The following is a 24,995-nucleotide window of genomic DNA, read 5'->3' as shown; positions in this document are numbered from 1 at the left end:
AGAGCATAGACTCGAAGGGTGAGCACAGCTGCGGACTCCTCGGACCCCCAGGACCCCGCCGGCACGGGCCGGTCGGGGACGGGCGCGTCGCTGCGGCAGCACCTCGCAGAGCTCGGCGCTTCGCCGTGGCCCGCGCCCGGTCCGGCGGGATCCGCGCGGGCCCGCTCAGTGGTCCCGGCCCTGCAGATGACGATCGCCGGCGTCGGCTCCTTCGCGCTGGCGGAGACGCTGCTGGGCCATGACGGCCCGCTGTTCGCCGCGGTCGCGGCCATGATCGCCCTCGGGTTCACCAAGGAGCCCCGGCTGCGCAAGGTGGTGGAGGTCGCCGCCGGCTGCACGCTGGGCATCTTCATCGGGGACATGGTGCTGCACATCTTCGGGGCCGGCCTGGTGACGGCCTCGTTCGTGCTGTTCATCTCCGTGATGCTGGCCCGGCTGCTGGACAACTCCTCGCTGCTGGCCATGCAGATGGGCCTGCAAGCGCTGCTCGTGGTGCTGATCCCGGCTCCGGAGAGCGGGCTGCTGGGTCCGTTCTCGCGCAGTGCGGACGCGATCCTAGGCGGCACGGTGGCCATGCTGATCGCCCTGCTGACGCCGAAGGACCCGCGGCGCGAGCCGATCCGTGAGCTGCGCGGAGTGGTGGACGATCTGGTGCTGGCGCTGCGGGAGACCGCCCGGGCCATCCGCACGTCGGAGTCGCGGGAGGCCTGGCATGCGCTGATCCGCTGCCGGGGGATCCAGTCGCAGATCGACGACGCCGAGGCCGCCGTGTCTTCGGCCCAGGAGCTGACCCGCTACTCGCCGGCCTACCGGCGGCATCGGCACTACGTGCGCAGGATGGGGCGGCTGACCGAGAAGATGGACCTGGCGGTGCGGTCCATGCGGGTCATCACCCGGCGGGCGGTGTCCATGGTGGACAACGCCTCCCTCAACGACGACGCCACGACCAGTCTGTCCGCGCTGCTGGACGAGCTCGCCGACGCCGTCCACATGCTGGCCCGGGCGGTGTCCGAGCCGGGGCCGGCCTCGGCGGAGCGGATGGAGGCGGCCCAGCATGGGCTGGCGGCGGTGGCCACCCGCCTGCACCCGACCCGGCTGGAGATCGACACCCTGGAGGGGGAGTCGGTGGTGCTGATGCTGCGCACCATGATCGTGGACGTCATGGAGGCCGCCGGGCTGACCCATGAGGAGGCTGAGGAGCATCTGCCGGCGCTGGGTCGGCGCGATACGCTCACCGGGCGGATCCGGATCGTGAAGGCCGAGCGTCGCGCGGAACGGGCGGAGCGGAAGCCCCAGCCGCAGGATCCCTGGCAGCACGAGCCGTTCGAAGAGGACGACGACGGCGCCGCCCCGGACGGTCCCGACGCCCCGGGAGAGGGCACGCAGCCGCCGCGCTGAGCTGAGACCTGCCCACCCGCGCACCTGCCCACCCGCGCAGGGCGGCGTCGGTTCAGAGGTGCAGGATCATCCGGGTGTTGCCCAGCGTGTTGGGCTTCACCCGCGCCAGGTCCAGGAACTCGGCCACACCTTCGTCGTGGGAGCGCAGCAGTTCCGAGTAGACCTCGGGCGGCACGGCGTCCTGCTGCTCCATGACGGTGAACCCGTGCCGGGTGAAGAACTCCACCTCGAAGGTCAGGCAGAACACCCGGCTGACGCCGATCTCGCGGGCCTGCTGCACCAGTCGGCGCAGCAGGGCGGAGCCGACGCCGTGGCCGCGCCAGGAGTCGTGGGTGGCCAGGGTGCGAACCTCCGCGAGGTCCTCCCACATGACGTGGAGGGCGCCGAAGCCGATGAGCTCGCCGGCGTCGGACTCGGCGATCTGGAACTCCTGCAGGGACTCGAAGTAGGCGACCTTCTCCTTGGGCACCAGCACGCGTCGCTCCACCAGCGGCTGCGAGAGGTCCACGATCCGCTGCACATCAGGGGTGCGGGCGGGCCGGATGCTGAAGGTGTCGTGGGCCGGATCCTGGGGACCGGCCGGCGCGGTGGAGGTCATCGCCCCAGTCTACGACCGGCCCCGGGCCAGGGCGTGTGCCGTGGTTCACCGAGCGTTCACCGGATGCGCGCGCTCTGGTCACGTCGTTCCGGCCGTTCCGTCACCTGCTGTCCCTACTGTGGCTCTCGGTCCGCGGCATGACTGTGTCCGGGCCCCTGGCACGATGCCACCCCTGGCATCATGCCGGTCCCGCATCTGCGCGGGGACACCGAGCAGGAGCCGATCGGCTCCGCCTGGCAGTCAACACCTGAGAGAGGACGACGTGAAGCTTCATCGTTACGGTCGCGCGGCGGCCATCCTGTCCGTGGCGTCGCTGGCGCTGGTCGCCTGCGGCGAGGCGAACAACCCCGGTGGCGAGAACGCCGCCGGCGGAGACGGCGATAACGGCGGGGAGACCTCGGAGGTCCAGGGCACGCTCTCCGGCGGCGGCTCCTCGGCCCAGGAGGCGGCCATGACCGCCTGGACCAACGGCTTCACCTCCGTGGCCCCTGAGGCGCAGGTCAACTATGCCTCGGTGGGCTCCGGCTCCGGTCGGGAGGGCTTCCTGGGCGGGGAGTATGACTTCGCAGGCTCCGATGCGGCGATGGACGACGGCGAGTGGGAGCAGTCGCAGGAGGTCTGCGGACCCGACGGCGCGTTCCACATCCCGTCCTACATCTCGCCGATCGCCGCGGCGTACAACGTCGAGGGCATCGACGGCACGCTGAACCTGGATGCTGACACCCTAGCGCGGATCTTCACCGGGGACATCACCTCCTGGGACGACGAGGCGATCGTCGAGCACAACCCGGATCTGGACCTCCCGGACACCCCGATCACCGTGGTGCACCGCGCGGACGACTCCGGCACCACCGAGAACTTCACCGAGTACCTGGAGGCCGCGGCCCCCGACGTCTGGGAATGGGAGGCCGACGGCGCCTGGCCGGCGGAGGTCTCCTCGGAGTCGGCCCAGCAGACCTCCGGCGTGGTGGATCTGACCACCAGCACCGACGGCGCCGTCACCTATGCCGACGCCTCACAGATCGGCGGTCTGGACTCGGTGGCCGTCCAGGTGGGCGAGGAGTATGTGGAGTACTCCCCGGAGGCCGCCGCGCAGGCGGTCGCCTCCTCCAGCCCGGTGGAGGGTCAGGCGCCGAACAACATGGCTGTCGAGCTGGATCGCGAGACCGAGGAGTCCGGCGCGTATCCGATCGTGCTGGTGGCCTACAACATCTTCTGCAACGAGTACCCGGAGCAGGAGACCGTGGACCTGGTGAAGGCGTTCGGCGAGTACGTGGTCTCCGAGGACGGCCAGTCCACCGCCGAGTCGGCCGCGGGCAACGCCCCGATGTCGGATGAGCTGCGCGACCAGGCGCTCGAGGCCCTCGACCAGATCAGCGCGGCCGAGTGACCGGCCACTGATCCGGGACCCCGGTGGCGGGCGCCGCATGGCGCCCTCCTCCGGGGTCCGTCCGTTGACCTGCGCGGTGCAGCCGACGACGACGGTGCTCGCCCGGCGGCGTGCGCACCACTGACACCTGTGATGCTCTGATGGGAGATCCTGTGACCAGCTCGGACGAGTCACCCACCCCCGGGACGGCCGTGGCGGCCGCACCCGATCGGGAGAACAGACATAATTCGCTGACCACCTCTGACTCCGGGGGAGTGTTCGGTGACCGGGTGTTCTCCGGCCTGGCGCTGGGGGCGGGCGTCGCCATCCTGGTGGTGCTGGCCTTCGTGGCCCTGTTCCTCACCGCCAACTCCACCGGCGCGGTCTACCGGGAGGAGGAGGGGCTCATCATCGGGGCGTTCCTGGAGTACGCCTATCCGCTGGTGATCGGCACCGTGGTGGCCTCGGCGATCGCGCTGGTGCTGGCCACCCCGGTGGCGGTCGGCGTCGCTCTGTACATCTCGCACTTCGCCCCGCCGCGGCTGTCCAAGTCCATCGGATACGTGATCGACCTGCTGGCGGCGATCCCTTCGGTGGTCTACGGCGCCTGGGGGATGAGCTTTCTCGGGCCGGCGCTGGTGCCCGCCTACACGTGGCTGCACGAACACCTGGCTTCATCCCGCTGTTCGGGGACGCGCCCTCGCAGACGGGTCGCACGATCTTCACCGCCGGAGTGGTGCTGGGAGTGATGGTCCTGCCGATCATCACCTCGGTGTCCCGGGAGATCTTCGTGCAGACCCCGAAGCTCCATGAGGAGGCCGCGCTCGCGCTGGGAGCGACCCGCTGGGAGATGATCCGCATGGCGGTGTTCCCCTTCGCCCGGGCCGGCATCATCTCCGGAGTCATGCTGGGGCTCGGACGGGCGCTGGGAGAGACGATGGCGGTGGCGCTGGTGCTCTCGGCGGGACCGCTCTCGGCCTCGCTGATCTCGGCGGGCAACAGCACCATCCCGGCGGAGATCGCCCTGGGCTTCCCGGAGGCCCCTCCGGGCTCCGAGCGGCAGGCTCAGCTGATCGCCATCGGCCTGGTGCTGTTCGTCATCACCCTGATCGTGAACATGACCGCCCGGTGGATCGTCAGCCGCCACAAGGAATTCTCAGGAGCCAACTGATGGCCGACACCCCGAACTCCGTTCAGCAGAGGGAGCGTCGCGACGACGACGCCTCCGCCTCCACACCTGCCCCGACACCCGCCACCGTGCAGACGCCGGGTGCCCCGACCCTCGGGTCCCGCTCCGATGACGCGCCGGGACAGTCCGCCGGGGACCTCGCCGGACGGCGCAGCCGACTGACCCGGAACACCCTTCCTCGCTGGACCTGGCTCGCGGTGCTGGCCGGATCCGCCGTCGTCGCCGCGGCCGTGAGCGCCCTGCCGGGCTTCTCGGTGCCGCTGTGGCTGGTGCTCACCGCGGTGCTGCATGTGATCGTCAGCTATGTGGTCACCCGTCTTCGGGTGGGCAGGCGCAAGGCCACCGACGGGCTCTGGACCAATCTGGTGCATCTGGCGTTCCTGACGGCGCTGCTGCCGCTGGTCTCGGTGATCTGGTCGGTGGTCTCCGTGGGGCTTCCCGGGCTGATCGAGCCCGGCTTCTTCGCCTCGGACATGCGAGGCATCGACGGCACCATCGACCAGGCGTCCCAGGAGCAGGGGGCCGCGGTGCTGGGCGGGATCCGGCATGCGATCATCGGGTCGCTGCTGATCACCATCGCCGCGACGGTCATCTCGGTGCCCATCGGCCTGCTGACCTCCATCTACCTGGTGGAGTACTCGCGCGGCGGCCCCCTGGCGCGGGCGATCACCTTCTTCGTGGACGTGATGACGGGCATTCCGTCCATCGTGGCCGGTCTGTTCGCCGGCGCCGCCATGGCGTGGTTCCTCTCCACCGTGAACACCCTCACCGGGGCGTTCGGCGGGATCCGCTCCACCATGGGCATCACTGCGGCCATCGCGCTCTCGGTGCTGATGATCCCGGTGGTGGTCCGCACCACGGAGGAGATGCTGCGGGTGGTGCCCAACGAGCTGCGGGAGGCCTCCTATGCGCTGGGGGTGCGCAAGTGGCGCACCATCCTGAAGGTGGTGATTCCGACGGCGATCTCCGGCATCGCCTCGGGCGTCACCTTGGCGATCGCACGGGTGATCGGGGAGACCGCTCCGATCCTGGTGACCGCCGGGTTCGTGGTGAACGTGAACTGGAACCTGTTCTCCGGATGGATGACGGCACTGCCGGTGTACATCTATCGTCAGTTCCAGAACCCGACCTCCCCGAACTTCTCGGACCCGTCGCATCAGCGGGCCTGGGCGGCGGCTCTGGTGCTGATCATCATCGTCATGCTGCTGAACCTGATCGCCCGCCTGGTGGCCAAGGTCTTCGCGCCGAAGCAGACGGGCCGCTGACAGACCGGGCGCTGACAGACGGGCCACTGACAGACCGGGCGGGGCTGCCCGGAGCGCCGATCAGGCCCTCATCCTGCCGGGCAACACCCGGCGCCGATCCAGTGAGAGAGTGAGACATGTCCAAGAGCATCGAGGCGAAGGACCTCAACGTCTACTACGGCGACTTCCTCGCCGTGGAGGGGGTGAGCATCGAGATCGCCTCCCGGTCGGTGACGGCGTTCATCGGCCCGTCCGGCTGCGGAAAGACCACCTTCCTGCGGAGTCTGAACCGCATGCATGAGGTGCTGCCGGGGGCCACCGTCTCCGGGAAGCTGCTGCTGGACGGCGATGACATCTACGGCCCCGGGGTGGACCCGGTGACGGTGCGGACCATGGTCGGCATGGTCTTCCAGCGGCCCAACCCATTCCCCACCATGAGCATCCGGGACAACGTGCTGGCCGGGTACCGGCTCAACGGGACGCGGCTCTCCCGCGCGGAGGCCGACGACGTCGTCGAGCGGTCCCTGCGCGGGGCGAACCTGTTCAACGAGGTCAAGGACCGCCTGGACAAGCCCGGGTCGGGACTCTCGGGCGGTCAGCAGCAGCGGCTGTGCATCGCCCGGACCATCGCGGTGAAGCCTGATGTGATCCTCATGGACGAGCCGTGCTCCGCGTTGGACCCGATCTCCACGCTTGCGGTGGAAGACCTCATCGCCGAGCTGAAGGAGGAGTACACGGTCGTCATCGTCACGCACAACATGCAGCAGGCGGCCCGGGTCTCCGAACGGACGGCGTTCTTCAACATCGCGGGCACCGGCAAGCCGGGGAAGCTCATCGAGTATGACGACACCTCCACGATCTTCAACAACCCGAAGGAGAAGTCCACCGAGGACTACGTCTCCGGCCGGTTCGGCTGAGCGGCTCCGCCCTGGGTTGCCCCCGGAGGGATTGTCGCTAAACCTCGCTTAAGTGCGCGTATTCCGACAATTGTTCCGGGGCCAACGGGCAGGGCGTGCCGGGCGTCAGTACTCCAGCAGCGGAGAGAGTGCCAGCAGCAGGACCCCGGAGGCCGCACCGACCGCCAGAGGGGTCACCGCCCAGTAGGCGAAGAGCCGGATCGCCTGTGGCCAGTTCACGGTGGCGAACCGCTGGTTGGACCCGGCCCCGATCACCGAGGAGGCCGCGGTCAGGGAGGTCGACAGCGGCAGCGACATCGCCATGGAGCCGACGAACAGCAGCGCCGAGGTGGTCGTGGTGGAGACCATGCCGCGCAGCGGGTCGATGGTGACCAGTCGGTGGCCCAGCATGTGGCCGATGCGCCACCCGCCGGTCAGGCAGCCCAGCCCGATGAGCAGCGCGAAGAGACGTAGGCGACGGGGATCCAGGCGCCGGAGTGGTCGATGTTCGCCGCCGGAAGGGCCAGCAGCAGGATGAAGGCGAACCGCTGTCCCTGCTGCAGGCCGGTGCCCAGGCTGGTGAGCCCGGCGCACACCGCCTGCACGGTCCGGCTGGTCTCGTTGACGGCGTCGGGATCCGCCCCCCGGGCGACCCGCACCGCCAGGAACACCAGCAGATAGGCCAGGCCGAAGGCGACCAGCGGGGAGAGCAGCAGGGTGGCCAGCGGGGCCGCCCACGGGAGGCCGAGCACCGCGCTGGAGTCCGTACCGTCGAGGATCATCGAGGCCAGGGCGCCGCCGATCAGTGCGGCCAGCAGGGCGTGGGTCGTCGACGTCGGCACCCCCCGGAAGTAGGTCCACAGGTTCCATCCCAGCAGGGAGATCAGTGAGGTCAGCAGGACGCCCAGGACCATCTGCGGGTCCATCCGCGGGAAGTCGAACCAGGAGAACAGGTGCACTCCCAGCGGGATGGTCATCAGCACTCCCAACGCGTTGGCCCCGGCGGCCAGCCGGGTCGCGATCCGCGGGGTCAGCGCTCGGGTGCGGGTGGGGATGGCGATGGAGTTGGCGACGTCGTGCATGCCGGCGACGAAAAGGTTGGGCAGCAGGACGACGACGATGAGGACGAGCAGCAGGATCTCCACGTGGCGGGCCTCAGGACTCCCGGACGATGATCGACCCCGCCGTGGTGCTGACCATCCGCAGCGACTCCACCGCCTGCAGCATCGCGCTGGCGATCTGCGCCTGCTGCAGTGCGATGTTGGGCTGGAAGGCGCTGTCGGAGGAGATCAGCCACTCCCGGTGGGTGCGATTGGCCTGCTTGGTGAGCCGCTGGATCTGGATCCAGTACTCCTCGAGGTGGTCGAAGTCGTCGAGCCGGGCCAGCGCGTCGATCGTGAGGTCCACCTGACGGCCCATGGTCTCCAGCTGGTCCGAGCTCTGGCGCGGCAGCACCAGGTTCTCCCGGGCGATGATGAGATCTCCGGCGGCCACCACATGTTCGAGGGTGCGGTTCAGCAGCTGGGAGAGGGCGTAGATGTCCTCCCGGGGGAGCGGGGTGAGGAAGACGCTGCGGATATGCGTCATCAGGTTGAAATGGAGGTCCATGGCGGTGCCCTCCAGGCCGATGAGCTCCTCGCGGAGCGGTCGGCGGTCGGCGGCGGGCATGCCCAGCAGCTGGGACAGCAGGTTGACCCCGGTCCGGACCTCCCGGCCGATGTCGGTCAGCAGCTCCACCGCCTGCGAGTGGCGCTGTCGTCGTGCGTTCATGCCGTGGTCCTCATCTGGTCTCCCGGTGAAGCGATGTCCGTGGAGAGTGTATAGCGGGAAGATGAATCGATTGTGTCGGTGGCTCCGCGACGGGATCCGGGGTCATGGGTCAGATCTGGGAGGCTCGGCGGGCTCTGCAGACAGGTGAACCCGCCGCATGTCAGGGCATGGGCGGGTTCAGAGCTGACGACGGTGCCTGCTGAGGGCGCGTCCGCTATGTGGTTTGGGGTGCCGGGCTGGGAACGCCTCACGGCGCGTGGCCGCTCGAAGCGGCTAAAGGTTGGAGCCCGGGGGTTACCTGCAGCCCGGCACATTCCCAGTGTCCCCCTGGAAGTCGCTGCGGTCAACTGTGTTCTCGGATCCGGTTCCCGTGTGTCTGCTCACGGGGACTGATGGGGCCGGTCGGCAGGGCCGATGAATCCTGGACCGTTCAATCGTCGACCGTTCAGTCCTCGACCTCGATGCTGATGGTGCCGGAGGCGGCGCCGGAGCCGGAGCCGGAGACCATGATGGTCAGGACCCCGCCCTCGTCGACGTCGAATTCCAGATACGGGTCCAGCACGCTGTCCGACTCCGGATCTCTGACGCTGCGGTCGTCGTTGCGCTCCTCGGAGCCGTCGGGGAGCACGACGTCGAGGACCAGGTCTGCTCCGTCGTCGCCCCGGACGTCGAGCACCACGCGGGCTCCGTCCGGGACGTCGACGGTCGCCAGCCAGGCGGCGTCCGCGGCAGCCTCCACGGTGTGCTCCCCGTCCTCGAGCTGCTCGGCGACGGCGATCTGTTCCGTGGTCACTGTCACCTCAGCGGGGTCGCCGGAGAACTTGGTGACCACCACGTCGTACTCGCCCGGGACCAAGGCGGTCTCGAATCCGCCGTCCATGACGTTGGGGGAGTCGGTGCCGCCGTCGTCGGCGAAGGCGATCTCGGTGCCGTCGGCGTCCTGCAGCGCGAGGACCGGGTCGGTGCCCTGCTCGCTCTGCGTGGCCACGTGGTAGAGGCCGGCCTCTTCGACGCTGAGCTGCAGGCGGGTCTCGGCGTCGTCGGGGACGTGCACCGTGACGGAGTCGTCGACGGAGAGGGTCTCGGGGTTCTCCTGGGGTCGCTCCGGCCCCGTGGTCGTGGTGGTGTCCTCGTCGGCTCCGATGCGCGAGACGATGACCACGACGAGGACGACGACGAGGACCAGGAACAGCCCGATGCCGAGCCCCAGCCCGATGATCAGGCCGCGGCCGGAGGAGCGTTGCGCCGGCTGCTGCTCCCAGGGCGGACGCTGGTCATGCGGGGGCTGTCCGGGGTGGCCGGGAGGTTGAGAGTGGCCCGGCTGCTGGCCATACCCGGAATGGCTGCTGTATCCGCTGGGCTGGCCGGGTACGGCAGGCTGACCGTACCCGGCGGCCTGCCCGTACCCGGTGGGCTGGCGAGACTGGCCTAACCCCGCGGCCTGGGCGTGCCCGGACGGGGGCGTGCGGTGCGGCATCGGCGTCCGGTGCGGGGTCCACTGCTGGCCGTCCCAGTAGCGCAGCTGGTCCTGCTGTTCGGGGTCCGGATACCAGCCCGAGGCGGGTGCAGTCATAGGTCCTCTTCCTTCCGGGCGTGCGGGAGGCTGTGGCCGTCCCCGCCCCTCATCGTCCTGGCTCAGCGTAATCTCGTCGCCGCAGGAGGGCCATGTATGACGGGAGTCGGCTCGGGTGGGCGATGAGCGTCGTCGCGTCGGGGCCCCGCACTCCACCCCGACCCCTGCCCCGAACCCTGTCCCGAACCCTGTCCCGAACCCCGCCCCGCACCCCGCTCCGATCCACCATGGCCAGGCCCCGGAGCGCGGCACTATCATCGGGGCACAGACATCGCCCGGCAATGGTGGTGAGAGCGATGGTCAGCATTCCAGACAGCGCACAGGTGGTCGTCATCGGGGCCGGCATCGTCGGCAGCTCGATCGTGCGACATCTCGCCGAGCTCGGCTGGCGGGACATCCTCCTGGTGGACAAGGGCCCTCTGCCGGAGCCCGGGGGCTCCACCGACCATGCCTCGAACTTCGTGTTCCCCGTGGACCATTCGCGCGAGATCACCGAGCTGACCCTGGACTCGCTGCGGCAGTACCGGGCACTGGGCGTGCTCACCGAGCGCGGCGGGATCGAGGTGGCCCGCACTCCGGAGCGGCTGCAGGAGCTGCGTCGCCGGATGAGCTCGGCGGCCGCCTGGGGCGTGGAGGCCGAGCTCATCGGCCCCGCCCGCGTCCGCGAGCTCATGCCCCACATCCGCGAGGATCTGCTGCTGGCCGGCTTCCACACGCCCACCGGTGCCATCGACGACGCGTCCGCGCCGCGGAGCTCCTGCGCGCCCGGGCCGAGGAGCGCAGGGCACTGACCGTCGCCGACCGCACGGAGGTGACCGGGCTGGAGGTCGACGCCGGCCCGCACGGCGGGGTGCCGGGCCGCATCCGCGCGGTGGTCACGGATCACGGCCGGGTGGAGGCGGAGCATGTCGTCGTCGCCTGCGGGGTCTGGAGTCCCCGGATCGCCGCCCTGGCGGATGCCCGCATCCCGCTGGTGGCCGCAGTGCACCAGATGATGGACCTCGGGCCGATTCCGGAGCTGGCCGCCACCGAGGAGTGGATCTCCCTGCCGCTGGTCCGGGACATGGACGCCCGCATGTACGCCCGACAGCGCGGACCGGATCTGGAGGTCGGCTCCTACGCGCACCGGCCGATCCTCCACGAGCCCGACGAGATCCCGCCCTTCGGTGCCCCAGGGCAGGCCTCGCCCACCCAGATGCCCTTCACCGCAGAGGACTTCGCCCCGCAGCTGGCCCATGCCCGGCAGCTCTACCCGGAGCTGCTGGGGGAGCAGGGCCGCGACGGCGTGGAGGTCACCCAGGCGATCAACGGGCTGCTCTCCCTCACCCCGGACGGTGCGCCGCTGCTCGGAGAGACCGCGGAGGTCCGCGGCCTGTGGTCCGCGGCGGCGGTGTGGATCAAGGAAGGACCCGGCGTCGGGCGGGCGGTGGCCGAGTGGATGACCGACGGGGCCTCCGAGGTGGACGTCCATGGGGCCGATGTCACCCGCTTCCCGCCCTATGCCCGCACCCGGCGCCACGTGCGGGCCCGGGCGGCTGAGGGCTTCCCCAAGGTGTACGGGATCGCGCATCCGCGTGAGCAGTGGGCAAGCAGTCGCCCGATGCGCACCAGTCCGTTCCATCCGCGCACCCAGGCGCTGGGCGGGGAGTTCTTCGAGGCTTCGGGCTGGGAGCGGCCGCAGTGGTACGCGGCCAACGCGCCTCTGGTGGAGGAGTATGCGCGCCGGATCGACCACCGGGTCCACGAATGGGACGTCCGCTGGTGGTCACCGATCATCGAGGCCGAGCATCTGAGGATGCGCCAGCACGCAGCCATGTTCGACCTCACCGCGTTCAGCGTCTTCGACGTCACCGGCCAGGCGGCGCTGGAGGGGGTGCAGCGGATGGCGGTGGCGAATGCGGACCGGCCCGTGGGACGGGTCACCTACACTCCGCTGCTGGATGTCCGCGGCGGCTTCCGCTCGGATCTGACCATCGTGCGGCTGGGGGAGCAGCACTTCCGGGTCATCACCGGAGCCGCCGACGGCGCCCGGGACCTGGCCTGGTTCCGCCGTCATCTGGCCGCTGAGCTCGACGCCGGGCGCGTCGAGATCCAGGATCTGACCTCGGCGACCTGCGCGATCGGTCTCTGGGGGCCGCGTGCCCGGGACATCGTCGCATCGCTGACCGACGACGACGTCTCGGCTGACGGCTTCCGCTTCGGCACGGCACGGGAGGTGGTGCTCGCCGGGATCCCGACGCTGATGGTGCGCATCTCCTATGTGGGCGACCTCGGCTGGGAGATCCACCTGCCCACCGAGCACGGGCTGCCGCTGTGGGACGCCCTGTGGGAGGCCGGGCGGCCACACGGGCTGATCGCCGCAGGGGGCGGGGTCTATGGGACCACCGGTCGGCTGGAGAAGGCGCATCGGCTCTTCGGCGCGGAGCTCACCCCGGAGCGGGACCCGGTGGAGGCCGGGCTCGCGCTGCCGACAGTCAAGGAGGCGGACTTCCTCGGCAAGGGTGCCTACCTTGCGGCCCGCGCCCAGGAGCCCGCCGCCGTGCTGTGCACCCTCGCGCTCACCGGCGTCGGGGCCGCGGAGCCGCGGTTCCCCACCGGCAATGAGCCGGTGCTCGACGTCGACGGCTCACCCCTGGTGGACGGCCGCGGGCGGCGCAGCTATGTCACCAGCGCGGGCCCGGCGCCGTCGCTGGGGCGATACGTGATGCTGGCCTACCTGCCGCCCGAGCGCGCGGTGCTCGGCACGGAGCTGCTGGTGGAGTACCTGGGGGTGCGGCTGCCGGCCGAGGTGCTGACCGTGGGCCGCACGGCGCCCTTCGATCCGGAGCATCGTCGGCTGAAGGGCTGAAGGGCTGAAGGGCTGACAGGCCGGGTGCCAGGTCGGGGAGGAGCCGGCGTTTCGCCGGCGGTCAGCGACGGCCGCCGTGGCCCAGGCGCCTCGACAGGGTGTCGGCGGCCTGGATCACGCTCCGGACGTCCGGGAGCCGGTCCGGCGGCAGACGGTAGGACGGGCCGGCCACGCTGATCCCGGCGACGACGGCGCCGCTGTGGTCGAAGACGGGGGCCGCCACCGCGTTGAGCCCCTCCTCGTACTCCTCCACGGCGTAGGCCCAGCCGCGGCCGCGTATGCGCTGCAGCTCCTCGGTCAGCTCGGTGGGGCGGGTGAGCGTGTGCGCGGTGAAGGGCTCCAAGCCGGCGTCGAACACGGCGTGCCGGTCCTCCTCCGAGAGGTGCGCCAGCAGCACCTTCCCGTTGGAGGTGGCGTGCAGGGCGGTGTGCTGGCCGATCCAGTTGCGCATGGCGACGGCCGTGTCAGCCTCGGCCTGGCAGACGTTGATGGCCACGCCGTCGCGGGTGATGGCCACGTTGGTGGTCTCGCCGATCTGGGCGGAGAGCTCGTCACACACGGGCTGGGCCTCCAGGGAGAGGTCCAGCCGCGCCGCCGTGGCGCCGGCCAGCCGCAGGCAGCCCACGCCCAGGCGGTACCCGCCGGCGCCGTCGGGAGCCTCGACCAGGTCATGGTGGACCAGCACCTCGGCCAGGCGACCCACGGTGGACTTGTGCACTCCCAGTTCCCGGGCCATCTGGCTGAGGGTGGCCTCGCCGTCGCGGGCCAGGATGCTCAGCACGGTCAGGGCGCGGTCCACGGACCTCACCGGTGCCCCCGGGGGGCGATGCGTCGGGGCGGTGGCGTTCTCCGGACTCGTCGGGGCGTTCATGGCAGGCCTCATCCCTTTCGAGCATGACGCGGTCGGCCTCGCAGGGCAAGGGGCACCGTCGCGCAGGGCGCAACCTATTGTGTGGTACGCGACACAGTGTCATGCTGGAAGTGTCCCGAAGATGTGGCAGCCGGGGAGGATCCCATGACGCTCGATGAAGGCCCGCTGACCCTCGACGACGGCCTCGGCGCCGTCGTCCCGGACCCACGGATCCTGCTGTATCCGCGCCTGAGGAAATCACCGTTCTTCTGGGCGTCGCGGCGGCATGGAGTGGCGATGTACAGCGTGTACAACCACACGTATCACCCCCGGCACTACGGCGATCCGGTCGCCGAGTACTGGGCGCTGCTCAACGGGGTGACCCTGTGGGACGTCGGCGTGGAACGGCAGATCGAGATCACCGGACCTGACGCCTTCGAGTTCACCAACATGCTCGTCCCGCGTGACCTCACCAAGTGTGAGGTCGGACAGTGCAAGTACGTATTCATCACCGGCGAGGACGGCGGCATCCTCAACGACCCCGTCCTGCTCCGCCTCGGAGAGAACCACTTCTGGCTCTCCCTGGCCGACAGCGACATCCTGCTCTGGGCCCGCGGGCTGGCCATCAACTCCGGATTGGACGTCACCGTCGAAGAGGCCGACATCGGCCCCGTCCAGGTCCAGGGCCCGCTCTCTGGGCAGGTCATGGCCGCGATCTTCGGCGACGGCGTCTTCGACATCGGCTACTACCGGCTCCAGGAGTATGAGCTGGACGGCATGGAGGTCATCGTCTCCCGCACCGGGTACACCGCGGAGCTGGGCTTCGAGATCTACGTCAAGAACGCCTCCCGCGACGGCGTCAGGCTCTGGGAGACCGTCTGGGCGGCCGGCGAGCCGTTCGGGATGCGCGTCATCGGGCCGTGCCATATGCGGCGCATCGAGGCCGGCATCCTCGCCCACGGCTGCGACATCACCTTCGACACCAACCCCTTCGAAGTCGGCATGGGATACGACTGGATGGTGGATCTCGAACAGGAGGCCGACTTCATCGGCAAGGCGGCCCTGACCCGCATCAAGGAGCAGGGTGTCAGCCGTCGTCTGGCCGGGGTGGAGATCGGCGGCGCACCGCTGGGCACCTTCAACGACGGCTCCATGATCGAGGCCTTCCCCGTCTGGCGAGGAGGAGAACGCGTCGGCGAGGTCACCTCCGCCTGCTTCTCCCCCCGGTTGGAGCGCAACATCGGCTTCGCGATGGTGCCGACCGAGCTCAGCGACATCGGCACGGAGCTGGACATCGAGACTCCGGCCGGCATCGTGCCCGCCGTGGTGGTGCCCAAGCCGTTCGTGGATCCCACCAAGGATACGCCCAAGCAGGCGTTCGTCGCGGGCAACGGGCATCCGGCCACGGAGAACTGAACCCGCTGGCGGCGAGTCTGGCCGCGGCGGACCGCGGCGTCGTAGTCTCAGCCGACCACCCCGTCACGTCCATTCCGGTCGCACCGGCCGGGCACCGACGTCGGCGCCGACCAGCGCGCCTCAAGGAGGGACACCTGGATGACCACCACCCGTCACACCGGATCCGACGAGGGCCGCACGGAGGCCAGCGCTCGTGGCAACGGTCAGGGGGCCGTGCCGCTCAGCGCCCAGGACAGCCTGGGGATCTCCTCGCGGACCGAGCTGCGACCCATCCATCAGATCGGCGCTGAGCTGGGCCTGGACGAGGACCTCATCGAGCCCTACGGGCGGGGCGTCGGGAAGGTGGACCTCGCCGCGATCGATCGTCTCGCGGACCGCCCGCAGGCCAAGTACATCCTGGTCACAGCGATCACTCCGACCCCGCTGGGTGAGGGCAAGACCACCACTGCGGTGGGGCTCAGCCAGGGGATGGCGCGCACGGGCCGACGGGCCGCCGTCGCCGTCCGGCAGCCCTCCCTGGGACCGACCATGGGGATCAAAGGCGGCGGCACCGGCGGCGGGTGGAGCCAGGTGGTGCCCATGGAGCGGCTCAACCTGCACCTGACCGGCGACATCCACGCGGTCACCGCGGCGCACAACCAGCTGGCCGCCATGGTGGACAACCACCTGCACCGCGGCAGCCCCTCCGGGCTGCATCCGGAGCGGGTCACCTGGCGCCGGGTCATGGACGTCAACGATCGCTCCCTGCGGCAGATCGTCTCCGGCCTGGGGCCCGCCGGGGGAGGGCCGACGGCGAACGGGCCGGTCCGCCAGACCGGCTTCGACATCACGGCGGCATCTGAGGTGATGGCCACTCTGTCCCTGGCGCGCTCACTGGAGGACCTGCGGGCCCGGCTGGGACGGATCGTGGTGGGCACCACCGGTGACGGTGAGCCGGTCACCGCCGAGGACATCAAAGCCGCCGGCGCCATGACGGTGCTGCTCAAGGAGGCCATCCGCCCCAACCTGCTGCAGACCGTGGAGCACACGCCTGCCCTGGTGCACTGTGGGCCCTTCGGCAACATCGCCACCGGCAACTCCTCGGTGGTGGCGGACCTGATCGGCGGCCGGGCCACCGACTACCTGATCACCGAGGCCGGCTTCGCCGCGGATATGGGTGCGGAGCGGTTCTTCAACATCAAATGCCGGATCTCCGGACTGGCGCCGGACGCAGCCGTCGTCGTGGCCACCGTGCGGGCACTGAAGGTGCACTCCGGCAGGCACCGGGTGGTGGCTGGGCGGCCGCTGCCCGAGGGGATGCTGCGGGAGAGCCCGGAGGACGTGCGCACCGGCGCGGAGAATCTGCGGGCGCAGCTGCGGATCATCCGCCGCCACGGGGTGACCCCCGTGGTGGCGGTCAACGCGTTCCCCACGGACTTCCCCAGCGAGCACGAGGTCATCGCGCAGGTGGCCGCCGAGGAGGGCGCGCGGTGTGCGGTGTCCACGCATTTCGCCGACGGCGGCGCCGGCGCCGCGGACCTGGCCGATGCGGTGGCCGAGGCTGCGGAGGAGCCGAGCGAGTTCCGGTTCCTTTACTCCGACGAGGCGCCGCTGGTGGAGAAGATCGAGACCATCGCCACGCAGGTCTACGGGGCCGACGGCGTGGACCTCTCGCCGGCGGCCGCCAAGGACCTCGCCGCCTACACCGAGGCCGGATACGGGCGGCTGCCGGTGTGCGTGGCCAAGACCCACCTGTCGCTGTCCTCGGACCCGAAGCTGGTGGGGGCGCCCAGCGGCTGGCGGCTGCCGGTGCGGGAGGTGCGGCTCTCCGCCGGGGCCGGATTCGTCTACCCGATCTGCGGCACCATGCAGACCATGCCCGGTCTGGGCTCCTCCCCGGCGGCGGAGAGCATCGGCATCGACGCCGATGGGCAGGCCGTCGGGCTCTTCTGACGTCTCGGCGAGCGAGCTCCCTTCTCCCTTCCCGTGAGCGTCCTTCCCGTGAGTTGGTCTGGAGTGTGCGGTACTCGACTCGATCGAGTCGAGTACCGCACACTCCAGACCAACTCGATGCGGATCAGCGTCTGTCCCGACGCCGGCCCAGGAACTCCTCGGCGAGGTCCGCGGGCGCGCAGGCGAACCAGGCGTCCTCGAGTGCCACGCGCAGATCCTCGCCGCTGACCGCGTCCAGCTGGATCAGCACGGAGGGGTGGCCGTCGAAGTGCGGGGTGCTGAACAGGCCCGGGACCCCTGAGCCGAGGACAGCGTCCTTCTCCCCGAGGTCATCCACGCGGACGGCCAGGATCGGGCCCGACGGCGGCGTCTCATCGCCGAAGCGCCGGATGTCGGCCTGTGTGAACGGCCGCTCCCAGGCGAAGGCCGCACCCCGGATCGACCACTGGGGATGCCCGTGCGAGGTGCCTTCCACGACCTCGGGCAGGGACAGGGCCAGGGTGCGGACGTCGTCGACCGTGGGAGCCATCGGGTCACTTCCTGAGCGTGCCGGACGAGCTGAGCAGCGGGTGGGACGCTGCGTCGTCGTCGCCCGCATCCCCAGGCTACCGGGGGCGGCATCTGCCGCAGCAGGGTCGGTGGCCCATTCCCTGGGGTTCTCGGGACGTGGCAGGATGCTGCCAGGCCGCCCGGGGGCGCCGGACGGCCGTGACGAGACGAAGGAGGGGCTGCGCATGGCGTGCAGGATCGGTGAGCTGGTGCTGGAATGTCGGGAGCCGGAGCGGCTGGCGGAGTTCTGGTGCGAGGTGTTGGACTTCGTGGTCCTGGACCGCCCCGGCGACGGCAGCATCGAGATCGGCGCCCGGGACGGGTTCGGAGGCTCCCAGCCCACCATCATCCTCAGCCCTCGGGACGAGCTGACGCCAGTGGACGCTCCGCGGCTGCACCTCGACCTCAACGCCACCGACCGGGACCAGGCAGCCGAGTTGGACCGGCTGCTGGCCGCCGGGGCTCGTCCCGCCGATGTCGGGCAGTCCGGTCAGGAGGAATGGCACGTCCTGCAGGATCCCGAGGGCAACATCTTCTGCCTGCTGCGGGCCCGCATCGCGCCCGTGGGGTGACCGATGGTCCGGGATGCTGAGAATCGTCACGCCACCCTGGTGCTGATGCGTCAGGTCCGTGATCGGATCGACCGGGACTATGCCCAGCCATTGGACGTGGAGAGTCTCGCCCGGGGTGTCCATCTCTCGGCGGGGCATCTGAGCCGGCAGTTCCGGCTCGCTTATGGGGAGTCGCCGTACTCCTACCTGATGACCCGCCGGGTGGAGCGCGCCATGACGCTGCTGCGACGTGGGGATCTCAGCGTCACCGAGATCTGCTTCGAGGTCGGGTTCTCATCCTTGGGCACCTTCTCCACCCGGTTCACCGAGCTGGTGGGTATGCCGCCCCGCGAGTATCGACGGCGGGCGGCGGCGTCATTGCGGGGGTTGCCGCCCTGTGTGGCCAAGCAGATCAGCCGGCCGCGCCGGGGTCGGGCCCGAGGTGGAGAAGTGATCAGGAATCGAGAAGCTGGACAGGCGCCCGCTCCGTAGTGTGAGCTCCATGAACATCACCATTCAGCACGCGTTCCTGCCCCATCTGGACCCGGAGGCGTCCCTGCGCTTCTACCGTGACCTGCTCGGCTTCGAGGTGCGGCAGGACGTCTCCTATGAGGACAAGAGGTGGCTCACGGTGGGCCCTCCCGGCCAGCCGGAGACCGCCATCGCGCTGCACCCGCCGGGTCTCGACCCGGGCATCACCGAGGAGGAGCTCGCCGCCATCCGCTCGCTGATGGCCAAAGGCGCCTTCGCGGCGGTCACGTTGGCCACCGACGACGTGGACGGGCTCTTCGAGTCCCTGGCTGCCGGCGGCGCCGACGTCATCCAGGAGCCCATGGATCAGGACTGGGGCGTGCGGGACTGCGCCGTGCGGGACCCCGGTGGCGCCATGGTGCGCATCAACCAGCGCTGACGTCCCGGCGATGCTGACAGCCGGGGGTGGGCGAGACCGGGCGGCAGCCCGGGACCCGGCCCGCACGTGGATGTCAGGATGCGTCCATGAGATTCGCGCAGCAGATCGTGGTCCTGGACGCCGACGACGTCGCCACAGTCGCCTCCTTCTGGGCCGGCGTGTACGGGGGCCGGGTCAGACCCTCTGATCCCAGTTGGTATGAGGTGGAGGTGGACGGCGACTACCCGCTGGCCGTGCAGCACGCCCCGGACCATGTGAGGCCTGAGTGGCCGGACGGCCAGCCGCCGCAGATGCACCTGGACCTCTATGTGGAGGACATTCGGGCCGAGCATGAGCGGGTCATGGGGCTCGGAGCGGAGCTGCTGGAGGCGGCCGAGGACCTCGACGCTGCCACCGGATTCCAGGTGTACGCCGACCCGGCCGGGCACCCGTTCTGCCTGTGCTGGGGCTGGCCGGTCTGGCGGGCCCAACTGGACGACTGACGATTCAGGTGTCGATTCGGTCCCGTCCCGATCGTCATCACTGTGTCACAGCATCTTCCCCTCATGACATCTTCCTGCCGTGATGGGAACCGACGAAAGGACGTGGTGGCCATGCGGTGCACCCTGCTGCTCTACTACCCGGAGCCCGCCCCCGGAGAGCTCACTGAGGAACAGCTCGCCGAAGGGATGAGGGCGTTCGACGCCTACGCGACGTCGCTCGAAGAGGCCGGCGTGCTGCGCGGTCTGGAGGTTCTGCATGACACCCACGCGACGACGTCGGTCTCCGGCTCACCAGGAGACCTCCGTATCCAGGAAGGCCCCTTCGCCGATGGCGAGGAGCGCCTGGGCGGCATCGTCACCGTGGAGGTGGCGGATCTCGACGAGGCCGTCGCCTGGGCGGGCCGGGCGCCGGCCGTCGAATGGGGGCGTATCGAGATCCGGCCGGTGGCCACCCGTTTCGTCGACAGCCAGTGGCTGGGCGACGCACCGGGAGGCTGACAGGCCCCAAGGACGAGTCCGTGCAGAAGAGCGAGCCTCCGGCGGAGGACGGCGCCACCCACGACCCAGTCCCGGGGTCCGCCCGCGAGGCGGTGGAGCGCCTCGCCGCCGAGTCCCGGGGACGGCTGCTCGCCCTGCTGGCGGCCGCAGTGCGGGACCTCGCCCTGGCGGAGGACGGCCTGGCCGACGCCTTCGAGCGGGCGCTGCGCACATGGTCGGAGACCGGCGTGCCGCAGCGCCCGGAGGCCTGGCTTATGACGGTCGCCAGGAACCGGATTCGGGACCACCTGGGCTCTGCGGCGGCCCGGAGCTCAGTGCCGATGGATGCCAAGGTGGCCGATGTCCAGTCCGAGGACAGCACGGCGCGGCTGGACGCGGTCGACGTCGAGAGGATCCCGGACAAGCGTCTGGAGCTGCTCTTCGCCTGCGCCCACCCGACGATCGCAGAGACCATGCGCACTCCGCTGATGCTGCAGGTCGTCTTCGGCTGCGACGCCGCAGAGGTCGCACGGCTCTACGGCGTCCCGACGGCGACGATGGCGCAGCGGTTGGTACGCACCAAGCGGCGCATCCGCGACGCCGGCATCCCCTTCCATATCCCCACCCGTGAGGACATGCTGGCCCGGCTGGCTGCCGTCCTGGAGGCCATCTACGGGGCGTATGCGAGTGACTGGCTCGACCAGCGCGACGCGTCCGGGAGTCGCTGGCCGACGAGGCGCGGTGGCTGGCGGTGCTGGTCGCCGAGCTGCTGGGAGACGAGCCCGAGGCGTGGGGGCTGGCCGCGCTGCTCACCTTCGCCCAGTCGCGCGCTCCGGCCCGTGCCTCAGAGCCGTGGCCGCCCATCCAGGAGCAGGACACCGCCCTCTGGGACTCCCGGCTGATCCGGCAGGCTGAGGCGTTCCTGCACCGGGCGCACCGGCTCGGCGCGCCGCTGGGCCGCTTCCAGCTGGAGGCGGCCATCCAGTCGGTCCATGGCGATCGGAAGCGCACCGGGAGGCTGGACACGGGCCGGCTCCTGCAGCTCTACGACGGTCTGATCGCCGTCGCCCCCACACAGGGGGCGGTCGCCGCTCGCGCCGCTGTGCTGGCCGCAGACAAGTGAGGCGCAGGACTCGGCGGGCGGCGGTGCCGCCCGCCGTTGTATCGTCGAGAGGCCCGGCGTCGTGATCCTGCCGAGGCGTCCCGAGGATCAGCGGAGGTGGACCGTGACCGCACATGTCGGCGTCGTCGTGACCGATCAGTACCAGCCGGGGGTGCAGGACCCGGACACCGAGGTGCTGCTGCCCGCGCTGCGCGCCGCCGGGCTGCGGGCCACCCCCGTGGTCTGGCACGCCCACACCCCGGGTGAGGGAGACTACGACCTCCTGGTGCTGCGCAGTCCCTGGGACTACCCCTGGAGGGAGGATGAGATCCGCGCCTGGCTGCATGAGACGCATCGACACGTGCCGGTGCTGAACACCCCGGCCCTGGTGGACTGGAATCTGGACAAGGTCTACCTGCGGGACCTCGAGTCCCACGGGGTGTCCACCGTGCCCACCCGGTGGGCGGACACTGCTGAGCAGCTGAACGCAGCCCTGGCCGCCCACGACGACGACTGGATCGTGCTGAAACCCACGGTCTCCGCCGGCGCCCTGCACACTGGGCTGCTGCAGGCCTCCAGCGACGACGCCCGGCGCCTGGGCGAGCAGATCCTGGCGGCAGGACGCACCGTGATGATCCAACCGGAGGTGCCGGAACTCTCCGCGGGCGCGGAGAAGGCGCTGTACTTCATCGACGGGCAGCACACCCACACCATCAGCAAAGGCGCGATCCTGGCCCGCGGCGGGGGACTGGCCGGCGGCGAGTATTCCGAAGACCCGCAGCCGGTGGAGGCCACTGCCGCCGAGGCGTCCTTCGCCCACCAGGTCATGGCCGCCATCGACGCCGCCTCCCCGGCGGAGTCCCCGCTCTATGCCCGAGTCGACCTGGTCACCAGCGCCCAGCACGGCATCGTGCTGCTGGAGGCAGAACTGTTCGAGCCGGTGCTGAACCTGCACAAGGTGCCGGAGGCGGCGACGGCGCTCGCCGCGGCGATCTCGCGGCGGATGGCGCGCGTCTCTGACGGCGCCTCCTCCCTGCCGCGCCGATGAGCCCGCCGCTGAGTGGCGGCGCGCGGCGGCGTGAGGTTCGTCACACGTCCGACGGCGGCGTCGCGAAGATCCGGTAGCCCCGGTGCGGGTCATAGCCGTGGACCTCGCGGGTGCTGAGCACTGCCATGAACTCCAGCACGTCGCTGGTGATGACCTGTCCGGGCACCAGCACCGGGAAGCCGGGCGGGTAGGGGGTCACGAAGCCGGCGGAGACCGGGCGCTCGCCGGCGGCGACCCGGGCACGCAGCTCCTCCGGGAACACATGCTCGGTGTTCCGGCGCTGCTGCCCGGCGAAGAACGCGGTGCGCATGTCGCCGTCGGGAAGCGTCGCATCAGTGGCGTAGTCCGGGGAGAAGGCGCTGAAGTCCGGCAGCGGGGGCAGCGGCTCCTCGGGCGTGGCACGGTCGTCGGGGTGGCGCCGGGACAGGGCGTCGTCGAAGCGTTCGGCCAGCTTCACCAGCACCTCGATCAGGTAGGCGATGGCGCTGCGGGAGGTGCCGATGTTGGTCATGAACAGCACCGTGTTCCCGCTGGTCTTGTTGACCTGGATGCCGTACCGGTCCATCAGGTGCTCGTGTTTGAACGTGTCCCCGTCGACGCCGGTGCGGCTGATCTCGATGGTGATGCGGCTGGGGTCGACGACGAACTCATCATGGGCCCAGGCCTCCCACAGGGGCGCCAGCCCGTGGCGCAGCGGCATGGGCCTGCCGACTCCTCGGAGCTCGGCCGGGATGAGGTCGTGGGCGGTGAGCACACGGAATGTGCGGCGCAGCAGCGGGTGGCGGGCGATCGTCTGGGCCAGGCTGGAGGCCAGGTCCAGCTGGCGCTGCACCAGCGCGTAGCCTCCAGCTCCACCTGACGGCGCCCGATGTCCAGGGAGGAGAGGATCTGATAGTTGGGCGAGGTGGAGGTGTGGGTCATGTACGCCTCATGGAAGGACTCCTCGGCCTCCCGCTCCCAGTCCTGGTCGTAGACGTGGATCATGGAGCCCTGCCGCAGGGCGGTCAGCGTCTTGTGGGTGGACTGGGTGGCGTAGACCCGGATGCGGGCCTCCGGGCTGGGGATGAGTTGCTCGGCCAGCCAGACCTCGTCCGGGGCGGGGGCGCCGTCGGCGTCGTGCAGCCGTTCCTGCTGGGCCCGGTGGGCGGCGGCATGGGCCGGGGACTTCAGCCGCTCCTCCAGGTTCTTCGCCGCGTTCATGGCGGTGCGACGCCGGGTGACCGGGTGGAATGCGGCGAAGGCGAACCACGCTTCGTCCCACAGGAACACCAGGTCCGGTTTGATGGCCAGGCATTCGGCCATAACCCGCTCGGGGTCGTAGACGATCCCGTCGAAGGTGCAGTTGGTCAAGGTCACCATGCGTACCTCGTCGAGGCGCCCGGCGGCCCGGTAGTCGAGCAGCAGCTGCTTGATGCGGTCCAGCGGCACAGCCCCGTAGAAGGCGAAGTCGTTGAGCGGGTAGGCCTCCAGATAGGCCGGCTTCGCTCCGGTGAGGACCACCGCATGGTGGTGGGACTTGTGGCAGTTGCGGTCCACCAGCACGACGTCGCCCGGTGCGGTCAGCGCCTGGTGGACGATCTTGTTCGCGGTGGAGGTGCCATTGGTGACGAAGAACGTCTGCCGGGCGCCGAAGGCCCGGGCCGCCAGGTCCTGGGCCTTCTTGATGGTGCCGGTGGGCGCCAGCAGGGAGTCGAGCCCGCCGGAGGTGGCGCTGGTCTCGGCCAGCAGCAGGTTCAGCCCGTAGAACTCCGCGAGGTCCTTGATCCACTGGGAGGAGACCACGGAGCCTCCGCGAGCCACCGGCAGCGCATGGAAGACTCCGACCGGGCGGCGGGCGTGGTCCTGTAGGGCGGTGAAGAACGGCGTGTCATACAGGTGGGAGGCACGGCGCAGCAGGGACAAGTGCAGCTCCAGCTGGTCCTCGCGCCAGAAGACCCGCCGGAAGCGGTGGGTGAGCGCCCCGGCCAGCTCCTCCAGGTGGGCGCCGGCCATCAGGTAGAGGTCCAGCTCAGGGCGCAGTGCGGCCAGCGTGTCCGCCAGGCGCAGCACCCGCTGCACCGAGGCCAGCTGGCTCTGCGACGACGCCGACCCCTCGGACACCTGGGAGCGGGCCAGGGCGATGGTCTCCCGGAGGTCGCGGCTGAGCGGCTGGTGGGTGTGCTCGCTGAACCCCGGACGCACTACGCAGGCCAGGATGTGCGGATTCGTCAGCACCGCGGCGACGGCGTCGTCCGCGGAGGGCACGACCACGAACTCATAGGTGAACGCGTCGGCGGGCGAGCGCAGCCGCAGCCCTTCGGAACGGATGGTGTCTCGATCGGCGGCGGTGGTCTCGTCGATGATCAGCACCTCGAACCGCGGGCGCGGATCCGGGTCCGAAGTGGTCTCGGGTCGCTCAGGCTCCTCCAGGTGCTCGTCCCGGGGCTCATCCGGCACGGTGTCGCCGCGCAGCCGGTGCACCACGCGGCCGATCAGGTCGAAGGCGGTGCGGTAGTCGCCGTCCTCCAGGAGTTCGCCGATGGTGCGCACATAGCGCTGGCCGAAGCCGGCCCAGTACATCTCGATGGTCTCCAGAGCGCGCAGGGAGCGGTGGATCTCGCTGTCAGAGGCGAGGACCTCGACGTCGTCGCTGCCCAGTGCCAGGCGCTTCACCGCGAACCGCAGATACTCCCAGGCGTCGCTGCGCAGCCGCCAGGTGCTCGCCGGCATCCCCGGGTCGCGCTCCAGGGCCGACGTCCAGGACGCGGTGCGGCGCGGAGACGTGTGGCGCGGGGGCGCGCCGTCGGCGGTGCG

Annotated in this window: 22 protein-coding genes and 3 pseudogenes; 17 read left to right on the top strand and 8 right to left on the bottom strand. The window is 70.4% G+C overall.

The features are described from left to right. The first annotated feature begins 18 nt into the window (after positions 1-18). On the top strand, positions 19-1,398 hold the full coding sequence (locus BCY76_RS19880) for an FUSC family protein (protein WP_272896826.1): 1,380 nt from the start codon (positions 19-21) through the stop codon (positions 1,396-1,398). A gap of 52 nt (positions 1,399-1,450) precedes the next feature. Here the strand turns inward: BCY76_RS19880 and BCY76_RS07280 are convergent, their stop codons facing one another. After that, positions 1,451-1,996, bottom strand: coding sequence for an amino-acid N-acetyltransferase (locus BCY76_RS07280; protein WP_083277822.1), 546 nt, complete (start codon positions 1,994-1,996; stop codon positions 1,451-1,453). Between the two features lie 262 nt (positions 1,997-2,258). Between BCY76_RS07280 and pstS the strand changes: the two genes are divergently transcribed. The 4 genes and pseudogenes from pstS to pstB all read left to right on the top strand — a co-directional run bounded on the left by pstS (position 2,259) and on the right by pstB (position 6,715). Next, positions 2,259-3,386, top strand: a complete 1,128-nt coding sequence (pstS, locus tag BCY76_RS07275; protein WP_070162745.1) for a phosphate ABC transporter substrate-binding protein PstS — start codon at positions 2,259-2,261, stop codon at positions 3,384-3,386. 140 nt (positions 3,387-3,526) lie between these two features. Next, positions 3,527-4,536, top strand: a pseudogene (pstC, locus tag BCY76_RS07270) (phosphate ABC transporter permease subunit PstC). After that, a complete protein-coding gene (pstA, locus tag BCY76_RS07265) occupies positions 4,536-5,819 on the top strand; it encodes a phosphate ABC transporter permease PstA (RefSeq protein ID WP_083277819.1) in 1,284 nt (427 codons plus the stop codon). Before pstC ends, pstA begins: the two are co-directional and overlap by 1 nt. Positions 5,820-5,935: 116 nt before the next feature. Continuing rightward, entirely contained in the window at positions 5,936-6,715 is a 780-nt protein-coding gene (pstB, locus tag BCY76_RS07260) for a phosphate ABC transporter ATP-binding protein PstB (protein WP_070162697.1), read from the top strand. 105 nt (positions 6,716-6,820) lie between these two features. Here pstB and BCY76_RS18040 read toward each other — a convergent pair whose 3' ends face one another. The 4 genes from BCY76_RS18040 to BCY76_RS07240 all read right to left on the bottom strand — a co-directional run bounded on the left by BCY76_RS18040 (position 6,821) and on the right by BCY76_RS07240 (position 10,037). Beyond that, positions 6,821-7,105 carry an inorganic phosphate transporter gene (locus BCY76_RS18040; protein ID WP_170922623.1) on the bottom strand — a complete coding sequence of 95 codons (285 nt, stop codon included), beginning with the start codon at positions 7,103-7,105 and terminating at the stop codon, positions 6,821-6,823. 23 nt (positions 7,106-7,128) lie between these two features. Beyond that, a complete protein-coding gene (locus BCY76_RS07250) occupies positions 7,129-7,839 on the bottom strand; it encodes an inorganic phosphate transporter (RefSeq protein WP_085437433.1) in 711 nt (236 codons plus the stop codon). A gap of 10 nt (positions 7,840-7,849) precedes the next feature. Further along, entirely contained in the window at positions 7,850-8,464 is a 615-nt protein-coding gene (locus BCY76_RS07245) for a DUF47 domain-containing protein (protein ID WP_083277818.1), read from the bottom strand. A gap of 445 nt (positions 8,465-8,909) precedes the next feature. Beyond that, a complete protein-coding gene (locus BCY76_RS07240) occupies positions 8,910-10,037 on the bottom strand; it encodes a DVUA0089 family protein (protein WP_070162693.1) in 1,128 nt (375 codons plus the stop codon). Positions 10,038-10,333: 296 nt separating this feature from the next. Here BCY76_RS07240 and BCY76_RS19120 point away from each other — a divergent pair, with 296 nt between their 5' ends. Both BCY76_RS19120 and BCY76_RS19110 read left to right on the top strand, forming a co-directional pair. After that, positions 10,334-10,828: an NAD(P)/FAD-dependent oxidoreductase gene (locus BCY76_RS19120; protein ID WP_237090029.1), complete on the top strand. Its 495-nt coding sequence runs from the start codon at positions 10,334-10,336 to the stop codon at positions 10,826-10,828. Between the two features lie 20 nt (positions 10,829-10,848). Further along, positions 10,849-12,885: a GcvT family protein gene (locus BCY76_RS19110; protein WP_336582014.1), complete on the top strand. Its 2,037-nt coding sequence runs from the start codon at positions 10,849-10,851 to the stop codon at positions 12,883-12,885. A 61-nt stretch (positions 12,886-12,946) separates the two neighbouring features. Here the strand turns inward: BCY76_RS19110 and BCY76_RS07230 are convergent, their stop codons facing one another. Next, on the bottom strand, positions 12,947-13,756 hold the full coding sequence (locus BCY76_RS07230; RefSeq protein WP_085437432.1) for an IclR family transcriptional regulator: 810 nt from the start codon (positions 13,754-13,756) through the stop codon (positions 12,947-12,949). Between the two features lie 144 nt (positions 13,757-13,900). On the opposite strand from BCY76_RS07230, the gene BCY76_RS07225 reads away from it, so the two are divergent. Then, on the top strand, positions 13,901-15,151 hold the full coding sequence (locus tag BCY76_RS07225; RefSeq protein WP_070162689.1) for a glycine cleavage T C-terminal barrel domain-containing protein: 1,251 nt from the start codon (positions 13,901-13,903) through the stop codon (positions 15,149-15,151). 138 nt (positions 15,152-15,289) lie between these two features. Beyond that, entirely contained in the window at positions 15,290-17,083 is a 1,794-nt protein-coding gene (locus BCY76_RS07220; protein WP_083277816.1) for a formate--tetrahydrofolate ligase, read from the top strand. 124 nt (positions 17,084-17,207) lie between these two features. Here the strand turns inward: BCY76_RS07220 and BCY76_RS07215 are convergent, their stop codons facing one another. Then, on the bottom strand, positions 17,208-17,612 hold the full coding sequence (locus BCY76_RS07215; protein ID WP_070162687.1) for an MmcQ/YjbR family DNA-binding protein: 405 nt from the start codon (positions 17,610-17,612) through the stop codon (positions 17,208-17,210). 205 nt (positions 17,613-17,817) lie between these two features. Here BCY76_RS07215 and BCY76_RS07210 point away from each other — a divergent pair, with 205 nt between their 5' ends. The 8 genes and pseudogenes from BCY76_RS07210 (at position 17,818) to BCY76_RS07180 (ending at position 22,202) form a co-directional block, all read left to right on the top strand. After that, positions 17,818-18,204, top strand: a complete 387-nt coding sequence (locus tag BCY76_RS07210; protein WP_070162736.1) for a VOC family protein — start codon at positions 17,818-17,820, stop codon at positions 18,202-18,204. Positions 18,205-18,249: 45 nt separating this feature from the next. Continuing rightward, a complete protein-coding gene (locus tag BCY76_RS07205) occupies positions 18,250-18,675 on the top strand; it encodes a helix-turn-helix transcriptional regulator (RefSeq protein ID WP_336582012.1) in 426 nt (141 codons plus the stop codon). Between the two features lie 10 nt (positions 18,676-18,685). Further along, positions 18,686-19,093: a VOC family protein gene (locus tag BCY76_RS07200; protein WP_070162734.1), complete on the top strand. Its 408-nt coding sequence runs from the start codon at positions 18,686-18,688 to the stop codon at positions 19,091-19,093. Positions 19,094-19,179: 86 nt separating this feature from the next. Further along, positions 19,180-19,575: a VOC family protein gene (locus tag BCY76_RS07195; protein ID WP_070162682.1), complete on the top strand. Its 396-nt coding sequence runs from the start codon at positions 19,180-19,182 to the stop codon at positions 19,573-19,575. 111 nt (positions 19,576-19,686) lie between these two features. Then, a complete protein-coding gene (locus BCY76_RS07190; protein ID WP_070162680.1) occupies positions 19,687-20,073 on the top strand; it encodes a YciI family protein in 387 nt (128 codons plus the stop codon). Continuing rightward, positions 19,995-20,312, top strand: a pseudogene (locus tag BCY76_RS20340) (hypothetical protein); the annotation flags it as partial. The gene BCY76_RS07190 and the pseudogene BCY76_RS20340, both read left to right, overlap by 79 nt. Before the next feature lie 491 nt (positions 20,313-20,803). Next, positions 20,804-21,175: a DUF6596 domain-containing protein gene (locus tag BCY76_RS20335; protein WP_336582010.1), complete on the top strand. Its 372-nt coding sequence runs from the start codon at positions 20,804-20,806 to the stop codon at positions 21,173-21,175. Positions 21,176-21,278: 103 nt separating this feature from the next. After that, positions 21,279-22,202, top strand: coding sequence for an ATP-grasp domain-containing protein (locus tag BCY76_RS07180; RefSeq protein WP_070162678.1), 924 nt, complete (start codon positions 21,279-21,281; stop codon positions 22,200-22,202). A gap of 40 nt (positions 22,203-22,242) precedes the next feature. Here BCY76_RS07180 and BCY76_RS07175 read toward each other — a convergent pair. After that, positions 22,243-24,911, bottom strand: a pseudogene (locus BCY76_RS07175) (aminotransferase class I/II-fold pyridoxal phosphate-dependent enzyme). Positions 24,912-24,995: the final 84 nt, after the last annotated feature.

It is taken from the genome of Nesterenkonia sp. PF2B19 (genome assembly GCF_001758425.2).
In the GTDB taxonomy this organism is placed as follows: domain Bacteria; phylum Actinomycetota; class Actinomycetes; order Actinomycetales; family Micrococcaceae; genus Nesterenkonia; species Nesterenkonia aethiopica.
Note: the sequence above shows the minus strand (reverse complement) of the source record. Positions and strands in the feature narration are given on the sequence as shown.

Bases quoted from the DNA above. Each gene is read 5' to 3' on its own strand.
- BCY76_RS07280 (WP_083277822.1), bottom strand. From the start codon at position 1,996: ATGACCTCCACCGCGCCGGCCGGTCCCCAGGATCCGGCCCACGACACC.
- pstA (WP_083277819.1), top strand. From the start codon at position 4,536: ATGGCCGACACCCCGAACTCCGTTCAGCAGAGGGAGCGTCGCGACGAC.
- pstB (WP_070162697.1), top strand. From the start codon at position 5,936: ATGTCCAAGAGCATCGAGGCGAAGGACCTCAACGTCTACTACGGCGAC.
- BCY76_RS18040 (WP_170922623.1), bottom strand. From the start codon at position 7,105: ATGCTGGGCCACCGACTGGTCACCATCGACCCGCTGCGCGGCATGGTC.
- BCY76_RS07245 (WP_083277818.1), bottom strand. From the start codon at position 8,464: ATGAACGCACGACGACAGCGCCACTCGCAGGCGGTGGAGCTGCTGACC.
- BCY76_RS07240 (WP_070162693.1), bottom strand. From the start codon at position 10,037: ATGACTGCACCCGCCTCGGGCTGGTATCCGGACCCCGAACAGCAGGAC.
- BCY76_RS19120 (WP_237090029.1), top strand. From the start codon at position 10,334: ATGGTCAGCATTCCAGACAGCGCACAGGTGGTCGTCATCGGGGCCGGC.
- BCY76_RS07230 (WP_085437432.1), bottom strand. From the start codon at position 13,756: ATGAACGCCCCGACGAGTCCGGAGAACGCCACCGCCCCGACGCATCGC.
- BCY76_RS07225 (WP_070162689.1), top strand. From the start codon at position 13,901: ATGACGCTCGATGAAGGCCCGCTGACCCTCGACGACGGCCTCGGCGCC.
- BCY76_RS07220 (WP_083277816.1), top strand. From the start codon at position 15,290: ATGACCACCACCCGTCACACCGGATCCGACGAGGGCCGCACGGAGGCC.
- BCY76_RS07215 (WP_070162687.1), bottom strand. From the start codon at position 17,612: ATGGCTCCCACGGTCGACGACGTCCGCACCCTGGCCCTGTCCCTGCCC.
- BCY76_RS07210 (WP_070162736.1), top strand. From the start codon at position 17,818: ATGGCGTGCAGGATCGGTGAGCTGGTGCTGGAATGTCGGGAGCCGGAG.
- BCY76_RS07205 (WP_336582012.1), top strand. From the start codon at position 18,250: ATGCGTCAGGTCCGTGATCGGATCGACCGGGACTATGCCCAGCCATTG.
- BCY76_RS07200 (WP_070162734.1), top strand. From the start codon at position 18,686: ATGAACATCACCATTCAGCACGCGTTCCTGCCCCATCTGGACCCGGAG.
- BCY76_RS07195 (WP_070162682.1), top strand. From the start codon at position 19,180: ATGAGATTCGCGCAGCAGATCGTGGTCCTGGACGCCGACGACGTCGCC.
- BCY76_RS07190 (WP_070162680.1), top strand. From the start codon at position 19,687: ATGCGGTGCACCCTGCTGCTCTACTACCCGGAGCCCGCCCCCGGAGAG.